Raw genomic sequence first — 19,706 nt, 5'->3', positions numbered from 1 at the left:
TCCTCATGTTGATGATGTATGATGTCAGACTTCTCAAAAAAATAAATAAAAAAAGTGCATGAGGACATTCTCTAATACACATAGGGAAAGCCTCCACACACTTATAGACAGTATATAGAAAAGACTTTCCTTATAGTCCGGCACTTTACGGCTGCCAGGTAGAGACTTATGGTCCATATCACCATGGATATATAAGGAATTCGTATGAAGTTATTTTTAAAATATGTTCTTTACTTTATCACAGGGTGAAAGCCCTCCACAACCGTTTTTTCAAAAGATCCGATGGAAAAACGTGGTGGTTCATTTTAACTATTTTTAACATTAATCCAAAAATAATAGTTTACTAGTATAATTTTGGGGGAAATTTCTCAAACACATGTAATAATTTTGAAAGGAAGAGGATCGATGTTTGAGAATGGTTTGCTTTTTACAATCTTATCCTGTGTATTTTTTATGGGATTGGTTGCGTGGGTTTCATACATAAAAACGAAGGGATCTTTGAATGATTCCACTGGTTATTTTCTGGCAGGGAGGGGGCTTACGGGAACGTTCATTGCCGGATCTCTGCTACTAACAAATTTATCGGCAGAACAGCTGGTCGGACTGAATGGACAGGCGTTTCGTGCGAACCTGTCGAACATGGCGTGGGAGGTAACCGCCGCATTCGCCATCATCATCATGGCCCTGTATTTGCTTCCGAAATATTTGGGGAGGAGCTTCACAACACTGCCTGAGTTCCTGAATCAGCGTTATGACAAGGGTGTCCGTCAATATACAACCATTCTCTTTATGCTTGGGTACGTGTTTGTCACAATTCCATCGATGCTCTATTCGGGGGCACTTGCTGTCTTGAAATTATTCGATGTTCCCGAACTGCTCGGTATTTCCTACACTCAATCGATTTGGCTGATTGTATGGACCATCGGGATCATCGGCAGTATCTATGCTATTTTCGGCGGACTGAAGGCTGTGGCCATCTCTGATACGTTGAATGGTGTAGGATTGCTGATCATTGGGATTCTCGTCCCGATACTAGGATTCTATGCTCTGGGGGAAGGGAACATCCTTTCCGGAGTGAAGGAAATTGCGACAAAGAACCCTGAGAAGTTGAATTCCATCGGGTCCGCTTCGGATTCCGTCCCGTTTTCAACCATCTTTACCGGTCTGCTTTTTGCAAATTTATTCTATTGGGCTTCCAATCAGTATGTCATTCAGCGTACCCTTGGAGCGAAGAACTTAGCGGAAGGACAGAAGGGTGTCATCATTTCAGGTTTCTATAAACTACTCGTTCCCTTTATGATGATGCTTCCCGGAGTCATTGCATTCCATCTGTATGGTGACTCTTTGAAAAGTGTCGACTTGGCATATCCGGCATTGATAAATGCCGTACTGCCATCTTATTTAACAGGGTTCTTCCTGGCTGTGTTGCTTGGAGCCGTGTTAAGCTCCTTTAATTCATTGCTGAACAGTGCAGCGACGCTATTTGCCCTTGATATTTACAAGCCTCAGTTCAATCCCGAGGTGAGCGATCAGAAATTGATCACGATCAGTAAATGGTTCGGAGCGCTCTTGGCCGTAGTATCCATGTGTGTATCCCCGTTACTGATCAATGCGACGGACGGATTATGGGACTTGATCCGACGATTCACCGGATTCTTTAATATTCCGATCATCGTGGTTTTACTTGTCGGTGTATTTTCAAAGCGGATCCCGGCAGTGGCTGCGAAAACGGTCATCATCCTTCATGTCATCACGTATTATATGCTCGTGTGGGGGACGGGACATCTATTCGGCTACACCATCGATATCAACTTCATTCACATCTATGGGATTCTCTTTGTAGCAGAAGTGGCCCTGATGCTTGTGATCGGCTGGTGGAAACCGATGAAGAAACCGTACGAATACCGTTATAATCCGAAAGTGGACATGATGCCATGGAAATACAGCCTTCCATTATCCATCGTCCTGATGGCTTCGGTCGTACAGACGTATTTCATCTTTTCACCGATCGGTCTTGCGTACGAGTCAGCGGTCATTTCACCTTATTTCTGGCCTGCCACCGGAGGACTGTTCCTCCTGACAGCAGCACTCATAGTCTGGTCGCTGAAAAGCTGGAACCAAAAATACAGAAACTATTTACTCAAAAACAAAACATACAAACTGAATCGGACAAAAAAATACACCATTCAACCAAACCTGAACCCAATCTACTCAACCAAATTGCTGAAATAAAAAAAGGGACGGACCTTCATTCCTATGACCTGGTCATAGGAATCGAGGTCCGTCCCTCTCATTTTATCTTGTGCGTTCCAGCAGGTTTGCCAGAACGTGTTTTTTGTAGGATTCTACTTTGCGTTCTTCGTAGCGGCGTACCCCCGCTTTTTTTAGTTCTTCTACGTACCAGCCTTTGCTTCCGATATGCATTGAAATCAACATCCTTTCTTTGCGTAGTATTGATTGGAATCTCCGACCAGCTCTTAAGATGAGCTACGTTAAGATTGCTTACGGTTGTACATTGTAACATCTCATTTTTGATGAAAAAAGGGTGTATACGGAATTTTTCAAATTCATCCTTTTCTGAAATTTTTTCAGTAGTCAACTTCGATAAACCAAATCGGTATCTATTCAAAAAGGAATGATCCACCACGGACCATTCCTTTTTATTAATGTACAGCTTTCTTCAGTTCCAATTCATCCTTCTCAAAACGCTCGAACATGATGTAGAAGAGTCCGGCACTCAAAAGAGCCAGGATGGAAAGGAGGATGAACGTCCAATCATACCCTGCATATAAAGAAAGGGTGATGGATAGTGGAGCAATCGTCCTTGCAATCGTGAAACGCAGACTGGCTGCGGCGAAATACTGACCGCGCATATGATCCGGTGCAAGCTTCGATACGAAGCTTTGCTGGATACCGGCAGTCATCAGTTCTGCAAACGTGAACACCGCCATGCTGATCACAAACATCCATACGGAACTCGTTTGACCAAACATGAAGATTGAAACGGCATAGATAATGGATGACAGAATGAACACATTTCGTTCACGGAATTTCGTGATCCACCGCGTGATGACCACGGTAAGAAGTGCCACAAGGAATCCATTTTCGGATAAAATCAGTCCGAATACCTGCTCACTCACGAGGGTCAATGACCAGTCCCCGAAGCTGAACAGAGTGGCCTCATCCATGACATCTTTAATATATACAGGAATCAGGAGGTCCAACTGCATGAACGTTTGACCGACCAGGACTCCCGCTAAAATAAACAATAGAAACGTTTTATCTTTGAAAATCACGCTATAGTCTTTGAATTGATCCGACAACACACTGTGCCAGGCTTTCTTTTTTCCCTCTGTAACAAGAAGCTTATTTTTATCAGCCGGTGCCGTTTCCCTCGTCATTTTATAGAGCAGCAGGGCTAAAAACATACAAATAAGAGCGGCTGCGATCAATAATTGAAAGCGGTAGTGGACGTAGAAAATGCCCCCCAATATCGGCCCTACGACAACGGCAATATTGATGGAGGTGTAAAAGACGGCAAACACATGACTCCGATCTTTCTCGTCCACCACATCGGCAACCATGGCCTGACTTGCCGGCCAATAAAAGGAACCGAATACTCCGACCAGACTGAAACAGATAAACCCGATCATGGCAGAATCAAGCCAAGGCGAACTGGCCAGTCCAAAGATCAGAAAAGCAAAACCTTGTCCGAACGCCGAAATGACCATCATCCGTTTACGTCCAAATCGATCCGCGCAGTATCCTCCCATCAGATTCGCAAGTACAGCGAATACCTGTGAAAGTACCAATAATAATCCTGCCGTCTGCTTTCCGAATGACTCTGTAAAATAGATCGTCAAAAACGGAAAGAACATCCAGAAAGTAATGTTAATTGCTGCTTCCCCAAACAGCCGGACCTTTAAATTACGGTCCCAATCCCGTATTCTCATCTGAATCCCTCCCCTATGTAACTCTAGATGAACTAGATTATCATAGCTCGACAGGACAAATTAAACAAGACTGATTTACTGGAATTTTACAAAATATTTACTCTCGTTTGGGAGGGGGGATGCCATATCTGTATTCTCGAATACTTTAATAGTACTGAGGGAGAAAGGAACGGTGGTCCGAGGTGAGCGATAGACTAATTCTCATTACTGGGGTGTGGACCCAGGTTGTCGGAACAGTGATTGCTGCCATCGGTGAAACCATGATCATTCAGGAAGAGCGGTTGAATCAGGAGCCTGTCGGGTTTCGACTGGTCTCCATTGGAAATGGATTAGAAGCGGTGGGGAATTCCCTTCAGGCTGTCGGTGCTGAAAAATTGTCGGATGGCTCTATAGGAGAGACCTATCGGATAGTTGGTGATTGGATCCAGGCATCGGGGAATGTTACGAATGTATTGGCTGCTGAACTTGAATTCTCATGGGAAGAGCTCGCTGGTTTGAATCTGGATATTTTCGGGGATGTCGTCCAGTCTGCCGGGGCAGGACTCGAAGCTTACGGGGCAACATTGAGTACACGTGCCTACTCCAATCTCCTCGCTGCTGGAAATACGATTCAATCTCTGGGGGCAGCCCTTGAAGCAGTGGGGGAGACATTCATTTTAAAAGGAATGAGGGGACTGGGGCTGCAGATCACCACTTTCGGAAGCTATGCCCAGGCAGCCGGTGCGACGATCGCAGCGATTGCAATAACGAAACAGCATGGGTAATGGTACTCTTGGACTGAAAGAGTGCGGTTTTCCTTAATAAAAGGATATTTGGTCGTTTGGTAAGGGGATAGAATGCTGCAAACTTAGTCTGGAAGAAGGGATTGCGTCATTTTTGATGGTGATTGCGTCAAAATAAAATTTATTGCGTCATTTTCAAAGTTATTGCGTCGAAACTTGCTTTTATTGAGTATTTTTACAATTGTATCCATTCGAGTGAGCGCTCATCAAACGTTCACATATCAGCCTACCCCTTATCAAACCCCAAAAACCCCAAAAAGACAGCCAAGCCGCCTCCCAGGGGTTCATACTACATACGAAAATTAAAACGCCCAACCGCCATCGCGGAATACTGCTTCAGTCGAGCCGTCTTCTTTGACTCCATCGATGTTCATTTTGTCTGAACCGATCATGAAGTCAACGTGAGTGATACTGTTGTTCAAACCGTTTTTCTCAAGCTCTTCTTCGCTCATTTTCTTTCCGCCTTCGATACAGAATGCATAAGCATTACCGATGGCAAGGTGATTAGATGCATTCTCATCGAATAATGTGTTGTAGAATAACACGTTCGATTGAGAGATCGGCGATTGATGTGGAACAAGGGCGATTTCCCCAAGATAATGAGACCCTTCATCGGTATCCACAAGGCGCTTCAGGATTTCTTCGCCTTCTTCAGCCTTTACGTCCACGATGCGACCGTTCTCGAATGTGATCGTGAAGTTGTCGATCACGTTACCACCGTAGCTAAGCGGCTTCGTGCTTGATACCGTACCGTTTACACCGGTTTTAAGTGGAACCGTGAATACTTCTTCCGTCGGCATGTTCGCCATGAAAGTCGTACCTTCTTCGTTCACGCTTCCGGCTCCTACCCACAGGTGACCTTTCGGAAGTTCGATGGTAAGGTCCGTCCCTGGTGCTGTGTAATGAAGCTTCTGGTAGTTCTTTTCGTTCAGGTATTCGACTTTTTCGTGAAGGTTTGCGTCGTGATCCTTCCATGCCTGGACAGGGTCCGCCTGGTCGGCACGGACTGCTTTGAAGATTGCGTCCCATAACAGGTCGACTTGCTCTTCTTCAGAAGCATCCGGGAATACTTTGGCAGCCCAGTCTTTTGAAGGAGCGGCCAGCACACACCAGCTGACTTTGTCAGATTGGATGAACTGACGGTATTTGGACATCGCTTTACCGGCAACCTTCTGGAAGTTCGAGATACGATCCGGATTGACGCCTTTTAACAGGTCAGGACTTGAAGAGACGATGCTCATGAAGGCAGCTCCGCCTTCCGCAAGCGTTTCGACTTCACGTGCTTTCCACTCAGGGAACTCCTGGAATGCTTCATCCGGTGCTAGGTCATATTTCGTGCGGTTGACGGTGTCATCGCTCCAGTTTACATATACATGTTTAGCGCCTACTTCATAGGCTTTCTTTACTACTAATCGGACGAACTTTGCAGAGTCGATGGACGTATTGATGACGAGGGTCTGACCCTTTTGAACATTCACTCCGACTTCGACTGCAAGACTTGCGTATTTCTCTAAATTTTGTTGGAAATTAGTCATATGTATTCTCCTTTTTTCAGAATGTTCTATTACATTCTTATTGTATCAGGGCCCACACCGTTTGCAAGTGTTTACACCTATCTTTGTATCGTATGTTAAAGGAGGGGAAAGTATTTATCCAGGCTAAATTTGAACGTTGTATGGCATCGACTCAAGATTCATAGCCTCTATCCGGACAACTATATTATAATGGTGGAAGCGCGTTTATAAAAAGGGGGGAAGACGACATGCCTTGGAATGTCCTATTATTACGAATGTCTTCTATTTATGGGTTTATCGGAGCATTTCTCGGGTCTCATATGGCCGGCGCCGGATCGTATGCATTCAAGCCGATCCACGCCCATATCCTGGTGGTCGGTTGGTTGAGCTTATTTGCCTACTCTTCCTATTATCGATCCTATCAGGTACCGAAATCTTCTAAACTGGCATTTGCCCATGTGTGGACGGCGATCATCGGTTCGATCGGATTGACAGTCGGGATGTGGATGTACAATTTAAATCCATTCAATCTGCCGTCAGGCTTTACGACCGTCTTTTATATTGTCGGGGGAAGTACTTTGTTACTCAGCTTTTTCCTGTTTCTATTGATGACTTTCAAGTATAGCGAGAGTAAGAAGTAAGGCCCGTTCCGGTTGGTGGGCAGGCTTTATGTGGCGGTCAATGGTTCAGCTGTTGATTATGGAGGAATATTCAGCAACTGAATAATGGCTTATTTTCAGCAGCTGAACAAAAAAACTCCCCACCGAAAATCAGTGGGAAGCATCCTTAAGTCGACGTTTCATCCTGTTTCTGCTCTTGAAAGAGGAACCGGTAGTCCATGGGATTCTGGATAAGGTCGGACAGGGTGTAATCATCGAGAACAGAGAGATAGGCGTTCAATGCCTTGCCAAGTACATGCTTCAAACCGCATACCGGTGTGATGATGCATGAGTTGTTTTCGGCATCGAAGCATTCGACAAGATGGAAATCCTCTTCCGTCGCACGGACAAGTTTGCCTATATTGATCTCTTCAGGGGACTGTGCAAGCCTGATCCCGCCGTTTCTGCCACGGATCGTTTCAATCTTCCCCATCTTTCCGAGTTCATACGTCACTTTCATAAGGTGATTTTTTGAGATGCTGTAGGCATCAGCGATTTCTTTTATATTAGAGAGTTCGTCCTTCGGTTTTGAAGCCAGGAAAATCAGGACCCTCAGTGAGTAGTCAGTGTATAAAGTTAGTCTCATGTATCTCACCTTTCCGTTCCATTACACCTATTATACAAAAGGAAGTAAGTTTGTGTCTAAATGTGACTGTTTTGTTAAAGATGTATTTAGTATATTGTTTTAATCCATCAGCAGGAGTAAGTTAAAGATGTATTAAAAATATATCTTTAGAGGTGAACGATATGCTATCTCAAAAAACCATTGAAATCGTGAAATCCACTGCTCCTGTATTAGAAGTTAAAGGAACGGAAATTACATCTGTTTTTTATAAAAATTTATTTACCAACCATCCGGAATTACTAAATATTTTCAATCATGCCAACCAGAAAAAAGGCAGACAACAAACCGCGCTTGCCAATACGGTGTATGCGGCCGCTCAGAATATCGATAAGCTGGAGATGATCCTCCCTGTTGTGAAGCAAATCGCTCACAAGCATAGAAGTTTAGGCGTTAAGCCTGAGCATTATCCGATCGTTGGCGAACATCTGCTTCAAGCCATCAAACAGGTTCTGGGAGATGCAGCGACAGATGAGATTATCGAAGCGTGGGGAGACGCATACGGTGTCATCGCCGGAGTATTCATCGATGTGGAAGAAGAAATGTATAAAGAAACGGAAAACAAGAATGCCGGCTACAGAGACTTTAAACCGTTCATCATTACAAAAAAAGTAGTGGAAAGTGACGTCATCACCTCTTTTTATCTTCAACCGAAAGAAGGCGGCAGTGTCCCAACCTACATGCCGGGTCAATATTTATCCGTCAGAGTGAGGATCCCTGGAGAAGAATTCACCCATATCCGTCAGTACAGTTTATCAAGCGCACCAATGGACGAGCAGTTCAGAATTTCTGTTAAAAGAGAAGCAGAGTGCGATCCACAAGGGAAGGTGTCCAACTTCTTACATGATCAAGCAGTCGCAGGAAGCGAGATTGAAGTCAGCGCACCTGCCGGGGATTTCTACTTAGAGGACGGCGATTCGCCTGTTGCGTTTATAAGCGGAGGCGTTGGGATCACACCTATGATGAGCATGCTCGAACAAGTGGCCAGATCCACACCGGAACGAAAGACAGCATTTATCCATGCGAGCAGACATGAAGGCGTGCATGCCTTTAAAGGGGACGTCGAAAAGCTCATGGCGGAACTTGAGAACGGGGAAGCGTGCTTTGTTTATGAAAATCCACGGGAAGAATCTCCATCCCACTTCACTGGATATGTAAATAAAGAGATCCTGAAGCAGTATGTAGACGCTGGAACCGAATGCTATGTGTGTGGCCCTGCACCATTTATGAAAGCCGTCATCGGCACCTTGAAGGAAATGGGCGTATCAAAGGTTTGTTTCGAATTCTTCGGTCCGGCAATGGATTTAAATAAGCAGGAAAGTGTGACGGTTTAACGATTTGAAAATAAAATCGCGGTTTTGAAAATAAAGGCTGCCGATATTTTGATGAAGGAAAACAGAAAAACGCTAGGATTCCTAGCGTTTTTCGACTTTAGTAACGGTGTTCATCGTTATCTTCACGGTTTTTAAACGCTTCTTGTGTCACGATCAATTCTTCATCGCCGACGGCATCCTCAGAATGTTTAGCGGATGTACTATTTTGAGGGAAGTTCCCCGGATGTCCCTTTTTCTTTGATTCGAATGATTTACCTCGTGCCATATGAGCCACTCCTTTTCCTTCGAGATACAGGTAGTTTTTCCAGGGGAACTAAAAATATGTGAAAGTGAATTGTCAGAAAATAGACGCATCTCCCATGTGCAGCAACCCGTCCGATTGGATATACTGGTAGTAACGGGTGGCTGCTTTAGAATCCATCCATTCCTAAGGGGTGATAGTGTTGGATTTTTCAACCATTGTGTCGGAGCAAAGAATTAAGAAGGCATACGAGGATGGGGAGTTCGAGAATCTTCCCGGCTATGGGAAACCGCTTAACCTTGACGATGACAAAGGGGTTCCCGAAGGACTGAAAATGGCCCATCGGATCATGAAGAACGCAGGATTCACCACCGATGAAATGAATGTAAAAAAAGAAATGATGAGGATCGAAGACTTGCTCAGAGTCTGTGAGAATGAAGAGGAAGAACGGGAATTAAAGCAGAGTCTCAATGAGAAAATGCTGAAATACAACAGCATGCTTTCGAAGAAGAGAATTAAAACGAATAGTTCCTTGTTCAAAAATTATGAGCATAAGCTGGAAGACAAGCTGCTGAAATAAAGAAAACACCACTTTCATTACGGAAAGTGGTGTTTTCTTTATTTCGGTTCCCCGTCTTCTTTAAATAGGAAGAAGGAAATCACGCCGGATAGGAGGGTGCCTCCGATGATCAGCATGAATTTTGAAACCATTTCGATCTCGGCATAATATTTGCCGAGCATCCAATAACATGCAATGGCTACGAGTATCATGATGGGAATGATCATGGTGAATCGTTTTTTCAACAGTGCCACATCCTTTAAAGCTTCTGTTCTTAGTTTACCACAGATTATGCGTTGACACTGTTCTGAATCCGGGCTGCACTTGTGGCAGTATCTTGAACATATTGAGCAATCGTCCGGTTGTCACCGTGAAGGGTTTCAATAGTGGCGCTGATTTCCTCCAGGCCGGCAGAAGTCTGTTGGATGACAGCCGCCAGTTCCTTCGTTGAGAGCTCGGCTTCTTCGGTCTGCCCCCTGACGTCAGAAGCGGTGATGGTGAGGCGCTGGAATTCATTTGACAGGGCTTCAAGCTTCTCTCGCAATGAGGTGAAATACGCCGTGACCTCACCGGTAGCGCCCACATTTTCATTAAGTTTTTCAGAGCTTAGATTCATGATCTCAACAGCAGACGAGTTCACCGCATTGACGGATGCGAGATTGTCGTTGATGCGTGTCGCCGTATTCCTCGTGATTTCGGCCAATTTTCTTATTTCATCGGCGACGATGCTGAAGCCGCGCCCTGCTTCTCCTGCCCGTGCCGCCTCGATAGATGCATTCAAAGCGAGGAGATTGGTTTGGTCCGTAATGTCCTGGATGCTTCCGATAAAGCTGTTGGTTTCTTCAATTTTGCTTGTGAGCTCTTTAAAGGTCTGGTGAAGGCCTTCAATGATGTTTTTCAATTCGATCATGTTTTCCTGAAGATCCATGACCCGTTCGCTTCCTGACACGGCAATCGCATTCGCGTCGGTGGAGTGGGCGGTAAGATCATCTGACAGCATTGCGACTTCTTCCATTTTTCCCATTGTCGTTTCTGTGACCAGGGCGATGTTATTGATTTGATCGCTTTGGGTGACACTTCCCGCTGAGATTTCATTCACTGCCGTTTTCATTTCATCATGGGAGACGAGATGGGTCTGGATCTGTTCGTGGATTTGTTGGATGCTTCCTGAGATGGTCGCCAGTTCTTTTTGTAAAAAGTTTCGCTGGTTTTCTTTTTCTTTACTTTCACTTTCCGTCCGATGAATGAATTCCTGAAGCTGTTTGAATTGTGTGCGGTTTAAGTGGATGACGACCCAAAGGACGATGCCCAGCAATACATAGCTCAGTAAAGCAGGGACAAATAGTTCAGCGTAAATCGGATCTCCCTTTGGCGCAAGCACCCCGTTCATGACGAGTAGGATGAGACCGGATGTGAAGCCGATTCCAAAGATGACAGGATTAAAGTGAATGGCACTGATCACAGCCAGAAATAAAAGGATGACCAAGTCCGGTGGATTGGATCCTTCAAGGAAAAGCCAGATTCCCATCAAGGCATACACAGTCGGGATGCTGAAATAAACAAAGGAATGCGGTTTCTTTACTATCAATTGCAGCACGACGAAGTATCCTGCAAGAAAAGCGATCTGCAGGGAAAATATCGTGACGGTAATCGTTCCCGACTTATGGATGATCGAATACGAGAGCGCGGCTGCAAGGCTGATTCCGTATGTGATCAGAAGCAGAAGGTTCTTTCTTTTACTATCGATTTCTTTCAATTGCTTGGGGGTCATGACGTTTCTCTCCTTTTAATAAAATCCCGTATATTCCATATATCGACAAATGCAGACTGATTCTTCATAACGTTTTATAGTAATTTTTACAAAATTATGAATAAAACTATCACTCAATAATCAGCGGCTTCATCCGATATTAGTAGTAGACTACGATGAGTAAGGTGGAGCGATCAGATGGATAAGACGTCTTTAATAGGAGTCATTTTAGGATTGATAGCGGTGGGAGTAGGGATGGTGTTCAAAGGAGTAAGTCCGGTTGCCTTATTGAACCCTGCAGCCATTTTGATTATTTTACTGGGGACGGTGGCCGCAGTGACCATTGCATTCCCGACACATGAAATCAAAAAAGTACCGAAGCTCTTCGGCATACTGTTTAAAGAACAAAAATTGCAGGACCCGAAAGAAACGATCCAATTCTTCTCACAAGTGGCGGATCTTGCGCGGAAAGAAGGGCTGCTTGCACTGGAGGCCAAAACCCAGGAAGTGGATGATCCATTCCTCAGGGACGGACTTTCATTGGCAGTGGATGGACAGAGTGCCGATTACATAAGGGATGTGCTTCATGAAGAAATCGATGCCATGGAAGAGCGTCACAGTGCAGGAGCCCTCATCTTCACACAGGCAGGGACGTATGCGCCGACACTCGGGGTCCTCGGGGCCGTCATTGGGTTGATCGCAGCCCTCAGCCACATGGATAATACCGATGAGCTCGGCTATGCGATCTCTGCGGCCTTCGTCGCGACATTGCTTGGTATCTTCACGGGTTATGTTTTGTGGCATCCCTTTGCCAACAAGCTGAAACGGAAATCCAAGCGTGAAGTTCAAATGAAAATGATGATGGTGGAAGGCATTCTTTCCATCATCGAGGGAGAATCTCCCCGGGTGATCGAACAGAAGCTTGCATCCTATTTACCGGCAAGTGAACGGATCTTGTTACTAAAGGGGGATGAGGATGAGGCGGCGTAAGAAGAAACATGACGACGAACATATGGATGAATCCTGGCTCATTCCGTATGCTGACTTACTCACACTGTTGCTGGCGCTGTTTATCGTCTTGTACGCATCAAGCTCGGTGGACGCCCAGAAGTTCAAGGAGCTCTCTCAGGTATTCAGTGAAATCTTCACCGGGGGCACGGGAATGATGGAGTATCCAAGCCCTGTCGCGCCTCAGCAGTCAAGCGATCAAGAACAGAAGCAGGCTGCTGCCTCAGCCGGGATCGATAAAGAAAAAGAAAAGGAATTAAGTAAAGCTGAGCTAGAGAAGCAGGCCTTTATAAAGGATCAGGAAGAGCTGAAGGAAATCCAGAAAAAAATAAACGAATACATTAAAACGAATAATCTGGAGCTTCAATTCGTCACCAAGCTGACGGATGAAGGGCTCCTCCTCACGATTCGGGACAATGTATTGTTCGACTCGGGGTCTGCCACGGTCCAGGGCAGTGACCAGAATGTTGCCGAAGAATTATCGGGCCTTCTGGAAATGAATCCGCCACGGAACATCATCATCAGTGGACATACAGATAATGTGCCCATCCGGAATGCGGAATTCGACTCCAACTGGGAGCTAAGCGTCATGAGGGCGGTCAATTTCATGAAAATCATTTTAGACAATCCCGTTCTTGATCCCCAATGGTTCAGCGCGAAAGGCTTCGGTGAATTCGAACCGATCGCAGACAATGGAACAGCAGAGGGACGAGGACAGAACCGCCGGGTGGAAGTATTGATATTACCAAGGGTGACAGAATAAAAAAACCTTCAGCGGATCATCCGCTGAAGGTTTTTTGACGTATTTCCGGGGAAATGGAGAGATCATGTCGAAGGGCGTCACTCATAGAATGACTGATCTCTCATGGTGATGACATCCCATCTCACAGGAAGCTTCTTCACGCATTTAGTAAGAATTCTCCTCAAAATGTTTTACAGGTCCCATTTTAGGGAAAAGCCTGGAAAAGCATGTAGAAGTAGTGGCTAATTTTTCAGGATTCGGGGTTTGTGTTAATAAAATGATAGGGTTTATACATACATAGGAAACAACCATTCCCCCACTTTTCATTCCAAATGTTAGCCATTGCCTCTATCAAAGGAGGAGCACGATTGGATACGTTTTTCGACATCATAGGTAAAATTTCGGCGTGGTTATGGGGTCCACCATTGATCATCGTCCTGGGTGCAACGGGTTTGTACTTAACAGTATTATTGAAATTTATACAATTTCGGTATCCTCTTTACATTTTTAAGCAAACGATTGGAAGTGTGTTTAAAAAGCCGAAGGGAGAAGGGACCGTCACTCCTCTCCAGGCGCTGACGTCCGCACTGTCGTCCACAATCGGGGCGGCGAATATCGTCGGTGTTCCGGCAGCGATCATGTTTGGTGGTCCCGGGGCCGTTTTCTGGATGTGGGTCATTGCCCTTATCGGGATGGCGCTTAAGTTCTCGGAGAGTGTGCTTGCAGTCCGCTATCGTGAGAAGAATGAAAAAGGGGAATTTGTCGGCGGTCCCATGTACTATATGACAAAAGGTTTGAACATGAGGTGGCTTGGCGTCTGGTTCGCCTTTGCCCTTATGATCGAGCTGATCCCAAGTGTCATGGTACAAGGGAATGCCGTAGCTTCCACCGTAGAAGAAACCTTTAAGGTAGATGGATTGATTACGGGTATTGTCGTTGCACTTATCGTCGTGCTGATTGTATTCGGCGGAATTAAACGGATCGGTAAGGTGACGGAGATCTTCGTTCCGTTCATGGCCCTGATTTATGTAGGGAGTGCCTTGGTGATTTTGTTTATGAATATTGAAGCAGTACCTGAATTTTTCAGTTTGATTCTGTCACATGCCTTTCAACCTATGTCTGCAATGGGAGGCTTTGCCGGGGTAGCCATCGCAGAGACGATCCGCTGGGGATTTGCCCGGGGATTATACTCCAATGAGGTAGGGCTCGGAACAGCTCCGATTGCCCATGCAGCAGCGCAGACAGATCACCCTGTACGACAGGGCCTTTGGGCGATCGTTGGGATCGTGATTGATACGATCATCGTCTGTACAGCTACGGCTTTTGTTGTCTTATCGTCAGGGGTGTGGACGGCAGAAAATGCTCTGGACGATCCTTCAGCATTAACAACAGAGGCATTTACGAACTATTTCGGAGAGTTTGGCGGGATCCTTGTCACGGTTTCCTTGATTTTCTTCGTCTTGTCCACGATCATCGTCATTGTCTTTTATGGTGCCAAGCAGGCGGAATTCCTGTTCGGCTGGAAGGCGGCTCAGGGAATCAAAGTGGTTTATACCGTTGCCATCGTCCTTGGATCCGTCGGAGCGGCCAAGGTCATCTGGCAGTTCCTTGATTTAGCTCTGGCGGCCATCTTGATTCCGAATATCATCGCGGTCCTTCTACTAAGTAAGGAGGTTAAAAGACTCACCAATGAGTTCTTTACTTCCGAAGAGTACTATTTGAAGGACACAGGCAAAGTGAAAGAAAAGAAAATATCTTAAACTGATAGACTTGTTTTTCCGGTGGGAGGAGCAAGTCTTTTTTTCTATTTGATAACTTCCAACTTGTGTAAAATAAAACAAAAGTTTAGAATATTAACAAAAGTTACTTTTCTTTATAGGGGTGGGAGAAAGTGAACGAGAAAGAAAAGCTTTTATTATCATTCATAGAAGAAAATCCGTTTATGACGCAGCAAGAATTATCCGAGCGAAGTGGGATTTCGCGATCGGCCGTAGCCGGTTATATTTCCAATCTGGTCAAGCAGGGGAAGATTTTAGGCCGTGCATATGTGATCCCAAAGAAGAATGGGATCACCTGCATTGGGGGAGCCAATATCGACCGGAAGATGCAGCTTCTGGATGAGATGATCCCGGAGACGTCCAATCCTGCAAGATCGGAACAAACAAGTGGCGGTGTCGCGAGAAATGTCGCCGAGAATCTTGGGAGACTCGGGAAGTCCACCAATCTCATCACCGTCGTGGGGGAAGACACAGAAGGCGGCTGGCTCATGGAGCAGACGAAAACCTTCGCTGATGTGTCCGGGTCCCAGAGGTTTTTAAATGAAAGCACAGGAGCTTATTCTGCCGTATTGGACGAAAAGGGTGAACTGTTATTTGCCCTGGCTGATATGAACATTTATGAAAGCGTTGACATTGGTTTTATAGAAAGGCGCTGGGGCTTGATTGCCTCTTCAGAAATGGTGCTCCTCGATACGAATTTTCCGGAAGATGTGTTGAAGTACATCATACGGAGATGTCAATCCGAAGGGGTTCCCTTGGCGGTGGTCCCTGTGTCGGCTCCAAAGGTGAAGAAACTCCCTCCATCATTGGAGGGGGTGTCATGGTTCATTTGCAATAAAGGCGAAGCAGAGATGTACCTGGATATGACGATTGAAACCGAGGGGGATTATTTTAAAGCGGCGAAGGACCTGACGTTGAGAGGCGCTGAGCGTGTGGTCATTACCCGGGGGGATCAGGGGCTGATTTATTACACTACATACAAAGAAGCAACGGCCATCATTCCTCCAAAGGTTGAAGTACAGGATGTGACCGGTGCGGGTGATGCCCTCGTAGCCGGCATATTATTTGGTTATTTAAAGGGGTCCGATACGGACGGGGCGTGCAGGATCGGTGTCATTTGTTCGTCGATCACCCTCCAGTCGAGGCATACGGTGGCACCGACTCTTAACGAAAGCAAACTGCAACAGGAATTCAGTCTCTATTATTAAGGGGGAAATGGATGTGAATATGAATTCATATGTGGAATACTCAGAGGAAGTCAAAGAAGCGAAAAGGAAGGGCATGGCGATCGTGGCATTGGAGTCGACGATCATCTCTCACGGCATGCCATATCCTCAAAATGTGAAGACGGCAAGGGAAGTTGAAGATATCATTCGATCAAAAGGCGCGGTACCGGCAACGATCGCGATTTTGAATGGAAAGATTAAAATCGGATTATCACAGGAGGAGCTTGAATATTTAGGGCAGGCAATAGACGTGATCAAGGCGAGCCGGCGTGATATCCCTTATATCCTCGCCTCTGGTAAAGACGGGGCGACGACGGTAGCGGCAACAATGATTTGTGCAGAGCTTGCCCATATTCCGGTATTTGTGACGGGGGGGATTGGAGGAGTGCACAGGAATGCGGAAGTGACGATGGATATTTCGGCGGATCTTGAGGAACTCGCCGTATCGAATGTGGCTGTCGTATGTGCCGGGGCCAAGTCCATATTGGATATCGGCCTGACCCTCGAATACCTGGAGACAAAGGGAGTACCCGTTTTAGGATACAAAACCGACTCACTGCCGACGTTTTATACAAGAACCAGCCCTTATTCCGTGAATTATAAGGTGGATACAGCAGAGGAGACTGCCGGCATTCTGAAAGCGAAATGGGAACTTGGTCTGAAAGGCGGAGTGGTCGTGGCCAATCCGATTCCGGAAGCGGATGCCATGGACGAGCAGGAGATGGATCATATCATTGAAACAGCGTTAAAAGAAGCGGATGCAGAAGGGGTCAAAGGCAAGGAAGCCACTCCCTTCCTGCTTGGGAAAGTGAAGGAACTGACGGATGGCAGGAGCCTGACGGCGAATATTGCCCTCGTGAAGCATAATGCTCATATAGGGGCAGAAATTGCCGTTCGGTACGCTGAACTTGTCCACATCGAAGCAATTTAATATTAGATGATAAGAAGTAACCCGGGCAGAAAGGTGGTGCCCGGGTTTTTCGTGTGAATGGATATTCGTCGTTTATATGTTGGGAAATGTAGGGTAAAATGGGGGTAATAACGTTACGATAAAGGAAGGTACTATGGCTCAAATGCACCCTAACCATGCATTGAATGTAGATTCAATTCCAGTCCCGGCAGCAATAATCGATGTGACACAACCATCTTTTATAGAACAAAATGAAGAATGGAGGGGGATCACCCTCAAGGAAGACAATCTTCTCCTAAAAATGCTGGAGGATGACGACTATTCCATTCGCCAGCATCATCAATACTATGGATTCAAGCGAAAACAGATTGATGAGTCCAAAGAATTGGTCATGATGATCCCTGTGGAGTCAAGCGTTACACGCGACGATGTGAATCATTCCCATTCGGCGATTTATGAAGCCCTTATCCACAACACGCCTACATGTGTATGCATCATTGATAAAAACGGAAACGTGATGGAAATGAATCAGTCTTTCCAGGAGCTTTTTCAAATTTCTGATGCCATTTTGGGAGAACCCCTCTGTCGACAGTCCCCACTGCAGAATCAGTCCTTTCATTCCATTGTGAAAAATGGCTTGAAAGGATTGAATACGACAGGGGAAGAAGTTACTTTCCATATGGGGACGCACCGGAAAATCACCTGCAATATCACCATTTCCCCAGCCAATTATAAGAGTGACGGAACGGTGGATAGTGTGGGGATCATCCTCCATGACATCACGGAAAAGAAAAAGTATGAAAACGAATTGATGTCCTTAAAGGTGGAACTTGAAAATACCCTCCGCCTTCAAAAGACGATCACGTACAAGATAAAGAAAAGCGATCAGGATTTTATCATTGAAATGGCAGCGGGGGAGCTTTTGAATAAGCTGAACCTGACTCCTTCGAAAGTGATCGGGAAAACGATTCAGGAAGTGTTCGATTCCCATCATTTGGGGAAGATCCAACCAAAGTTAAAGCGGATATGGGAAACGGGAGAAGAGCTGACGTATGAAGACGAATACAAGGAATTGGAGTATTTGGCTTCCATCGTCCCGGTAGTTCAAAAAGATGCCGTAGTGGAAATCATTGTGTCCATATCAGACATTTCCCTGATCAAGGATATCCAGAGAAAGCTGATTGAAAGCGAACAGAAATATAAATCAATCGTAAAATACAGTCCCGACAATATCTATATGGTCGATACAAACGGCATCATACAAGAAGTGAATCCAGCAGTGAAAACCCAGTGGGACCACATTTCGCCCCATATGATCGGAAGCCACTTCAGTGAGTTCATAGCAGAGGGCAGCAAGGAAACGGCCATCAAGAAATTTGAAGTCGCCCTTAAAGGAGAAGCGTCAAGATTCGTGACCACCTTCGAAAATGGAGAAGGTGGTAAAAGCCATGTAGCCGTCACGAACATCCCGATTCGTGTAAAGAATAAGGTGATCGGGATTTACGGATTTGGGCAGGACATCACGGAAAAGCTACAGATGGAAGAAGAACTGAAAGAAGCGAAAGAGCTGCTTGAAGCTTATTTCGAGCATGCAGGAGACGGGATCGCCCTTCTGGATCCGGAAGGAAAGGTCTTAAAAGTGAATCAACAGTTTGAATCGATGTTCGGGTGGACGAAGGATGAAATCACAGGAAGGGAAATCACCTTTCTCCATCAGGACGATCAGGTCGGTCAGTTCAAGCAAAACCTGGCCACGGTGATGGCCGGGAAGCGGATCAAAGACTATGAAACCGTCCGGTACCGCAAAGACGGCTCACCCGTCGAGATTGCGTTTAATATGAATCCGATCTTGAATGATGGAGGACGTTTGATCGGCATTTCTGCCATCATACGTGACTTATCCGAGAAGAAGCTTAACGAAGACCTGCTGAAAAAGTCAGAGCAGCTCGCGATGATCGGTCAGCTTGCAGCAGGGGTGGCTCACGAAATCAGGAATCCACTGACGACTTTGAAGGGATTCCTCCAGCTCATGAAGGAAAATGCCGAGGATGACTTTTATCTTGGTGTCATCCAGGGTGAACTGGACCGAATCGAAATCATTACCAATGAGTTTCTGGCACTGGCTAAACCAAGGGCCGTCAAGTTTTCCCTGACCTCCCTGACAACCCTTCTCACAAGTTCCGTTGAATTCATCAAGATGGAATGCCTGAAGCAGGGGGTGGATGTGAGGTTCTCTGTAGAAGAGGCCGAAATCTACTGTGATTCCCATCAAATGAAACAAGTCATCCTGAATGTGATGAAAAATGCCCTGGAAGCCATGCCTTCAGGCGGACTCCTCAATGTTCAGCTGGAAAAGGTGGATGGCCATGGGAAAATATCGATTCAGGACAACGGGAGCGGGATCCCTCCTGAGCGAATGAAGCATCTTGGTGAACCATTTTACAGCACGAAAGAAAAAGGAACCGGGCTCGGACTGATGATTTGTCAAAAGATCATCAAGGAGCATCACGGCTCACTATCCATTCAAAGCAACGTCAGCGAAGGGACCACCGTCACAATCCTTCTGCCGATTGCCAACGATCAATAGAAAGTACTCCACGACGAGTGATGAATCTTGTCGTGGATTTT

General features: G+C 45.8%; 18 protein-coding genes and 1 riboswitch. Of the genes, 11 read left to right on the top strand and 7 right to left on the bottom strand.

Annotated features, from left to right (window positions below):
* Positions 1-113: 113 nt before the first annotated feature.
* A riboswitch (purine riboswitch) is annotated at positions 114-215 on the bottom strand.
* A 190-nt stretch (positions 216-405) separates the two neighbouring features.
* Positions 406-2,232: a solute:sodium symporter family transporter gene (locus tag ATG71_RS01560; protein ID WP_098438107.1), complete on the top strand. Its 1,827-nt coding sequence runs from the start codon at positions 406-408 to the stop codon at positions 2,230-2,232.
* Positions 2,233-2,295: 63 nt separating this feature from the next.
* Here the strand turns inward: ATG71_RS01560 and ATG71_RS01555 are convergent, their stop codons facing one another.
* Together ATG71_RS01555 and ATG71_RS01550 are read right to left on the bottom strand one after the other, a co-directional pair.
* Positions 2,296-2,424: a YflJ family protein gene (locus tag ATG71_RS01555; RefSeq protein WP_098438104.1), complete on the bottom strand. Its 129-nt coding sequence runs from the start codon at positions 2,422-2,424 to the stop codon at positions 2,296-2,298.
* 239 nt (positions 2,425-2,663) lie between these two features.
* On the bottom strand, positions 2,664-3,953 hold the full coding sequence (locus tag ATG71_RS01550) for an MDR family MFS transporter (RefSeq protein ID WP_098438102.1): 1,290 nt from the start codon (positions 3,951-3,953) through the stop codon (positions 2,664-2,666).
* Between the two features lie 182 nt (positions 3,954-4,135).
* On the opposite strand from ATG71_RS01550, the gene ATG71_RS01545 reads away from it, so the two are divergent.
* Positions 4,136-4,717, top strand: a complete 582-nt coding sequence (locus tag ATG71_RS01545; protein ID WP_142953450.1) for a DUF6944 family repetitive protein — start codon at positions 4,136-4,138, stop codon at positions 4,715-4,717.
* A gap of 320 nt (positions 4,718-5,037) precedes the next feature.
* Here ATG71_RS01545 and ATG71_RS01540 read toward each other — a convergent pair whose 3' ends face one another.
* A complete protein-coding gene (locus ATG71_RS01540) occupies positions 5,038-6,270 on the bottom strand; it encodes an aminopeptidase (protein WP_098438097.1) in 1,233 nt (410 codons plus the stop codon).
* 227 nt (positions 6,271-6,497) lie between these two features.
* Here ATG71_RS01540 and ATG71_RS01535 point away from each other — a divergent pair, with 227 nt between their 5' ends.
* Entirely contained in the window at positions 6,498-6,890 is a 393-nt protein-coding gene (locus ATG71_RS01535) for a hypothetical protein (RefSeq protein ID WP_098438095.1), read from the top strand.
* A 145-nt stretch (positions 6,891-7,035) separates the two neighbouring features.
* On the opposite strand, the gene ATG71_RS01530 is transcribed toward ATG71_RS01535, so the two are convergent.
* Positions 7,036-7,494, bottom strand: a complete 459-nt coding sequence (locus ATG71_RS01530) for an Rrf2 family transcriptional regulator (RefSeq protein WP_098438092.1) — start codon at positions 7,492-7,494, stop codon at positions 7,036-7,038.
* A 161-nt stretch (positions 7,495-7,655) separates the two neighbouring features.
* Here ATG71_RS01530 and hmpA point away from each other — a divergent pair, with 161 nt between their 5' ends.
* The gene (gene hmpA / locus ATG71_RS01525; protein ID WP_098438089.1) at positions 7,656-8,864 is read left to right on the top strand and encodes an NO-inducible flavohemoprotein; all 1,209 of its coding nucleotides are present in this window, start codon (positions 7,656-7,658) and stop codon (positions 8,862-8,864) included.
* 97 nt (positions 8,865-8,961) lie between these two features.
* Here the strand turns inward: hmpA and ATG71_RS23230 are convergent, their stop codons facing one another.
* The gene (locus ATG71_RS23230; protein WP_179886427.1) at positions 8,962-9,129 is read right to left on the bottom strand and encodes a hypothetical protein; all 168 of its coding nucleotides are present in this window, start codon (positions 9,127-9,129) and stop codon (positions 8,962-8,964) included.
* A gap of 178 nt (positions 9,130-9,307) precedes the next feature.
* Here ATG71_RS23230 and ATG71_RS01520 point away from each other — a divergent pair, with 178 nt between their 5' ends.
* Positions 9,308-9,685, top strand: coding sequence for a DnaJ family domain-containing protein (locus ATG71_RS01520; protein ID WP_098438086.1), 378 nt, complete (start codon positions 9,308-9,310; stop codon positions 9,683-9,685).
* A 38-nt stretch (positions 9,686-9,723) separates the two neighbouring features.
* Here the strand turns inward: ATG71_RS01520 and ATG71_RS01515 are convergent, their stop codons facing one another.
* Both ATG71_RS01515 and ATG71_RS24055 read right to left on the bottom strand, forming a co-directional pair.
* Positions 9,724-9,909, bottom strand: a complete 186-nt coding sequence (locus ATG71_RS01515) for a histidine kinase (RefSeq protein ID WP_098438083.1) — start codon at positions 9,907-9,909, stop codon at positions 9,724-9,726.
* A 44-nt stretch (positions 9,910-9,953) separates the two neighbouring features.
* The gene (locus ATG71_RS24055) at positions 9,954-10,592 is read right to left on the bottom strand and encodes a methyl-accepting chemotaxis protein (RefSeq protein ID WP_483295326.1); all 639 of its coding nucleotides are present in this window, start codon (positions 10,590-10,592) and stop codon (positions 9,954-9,956) included.
* 1,020 nt (positions 10,593-11,612) lie between these two features.
* On the opposite strand from ATG71_RS24055, the gene motA reads away from it, so the two are divergent.
* From motA to ATG71_RS01480, 6 genes are all read left to right on the top strand, one after another.
* A complete protein-coding gene (motA, locus tag ATG71_RS01505; RefSeq protein WP_098438078.1) occupies positions 11,613-12,404 on the top strand; it encodes a flagellar motor stator protein MotA in 792 nt (263 codons plus the stop codon).
* On the top strand, positions 12,391-13,185 hold the full coding sequence (gene motB, locus ATG71_RS01500) for a flagellar motor protein MotB (protein WP_098438075.1): 795 nt from the start codon (positions 12,391-12,393) through the stop codon (positions 13,183-13,185). The genes motA and motB overlap by 14 nt, the downstream gene beginning before the upstream one ends.
* A gap of 347 nt (positions 13,186-13,532) precedes the next feature.
* Positions 13,533-14,924: an alanine/glycine:cation symporter family protein gene (locus ATG71_RS01495; protein ID WP_098438073.1), complete on the top strand. Its 1,392-nt coding sequence runs from the start codon at positions 13,533-13,535 to the stop codon at positions 14,922-14,924.
* A gap of 131 nt (positions 14,925-15,055) precedes the next feature.
* Positions 15,056-16,150, top strand: coding sequence for a carbohydrate kinase (locus tag ATG71_RS01490; RefSeq protein ID WP_098438070.1), 1,095 nt, complete (start codon positions 15,056-15,058; stop codon positions 16,148-16,150).
* Positions 16,151-16,169: 19 nt separating this feature from the next.
* Entirely contained in the window at positions 16,170-17,099 is a 930-nt protein-coding gene (locus tag ATG71_RS01485; RefSeq protein WP_098441687.1) for a pseudouridine-5'-phosphate glycosidase, read from the top strand.
* A gap of 133 nt (positions 17,100-17,232) precedes the next feature.
* Positions 17,233-19,665 (top strand): PAS domain-containing protein, encoded by a 2,433-nt coding sequence (locus ATG71_RS01480; RefSeq protein WP_098438068.1) that lies wholly within the window; start codon positions 17,233-17,235, stop codon positions 19,663-19,665.
* Positions 19,666-19,706 lie beyond the last annotated feature (41 nt).

Origin of the sequence: Bacillus sp. es.034 (assembly GCF_002563655.1) — a bacterium.
Lineage (GTDB): Bacteria > Bacillota > Bacilli > Bacillales > Bacillaceae_B > Rossellomorea.
This window is presented reverse-complemented; position numbering and strand designations above follow the sequence as displayed.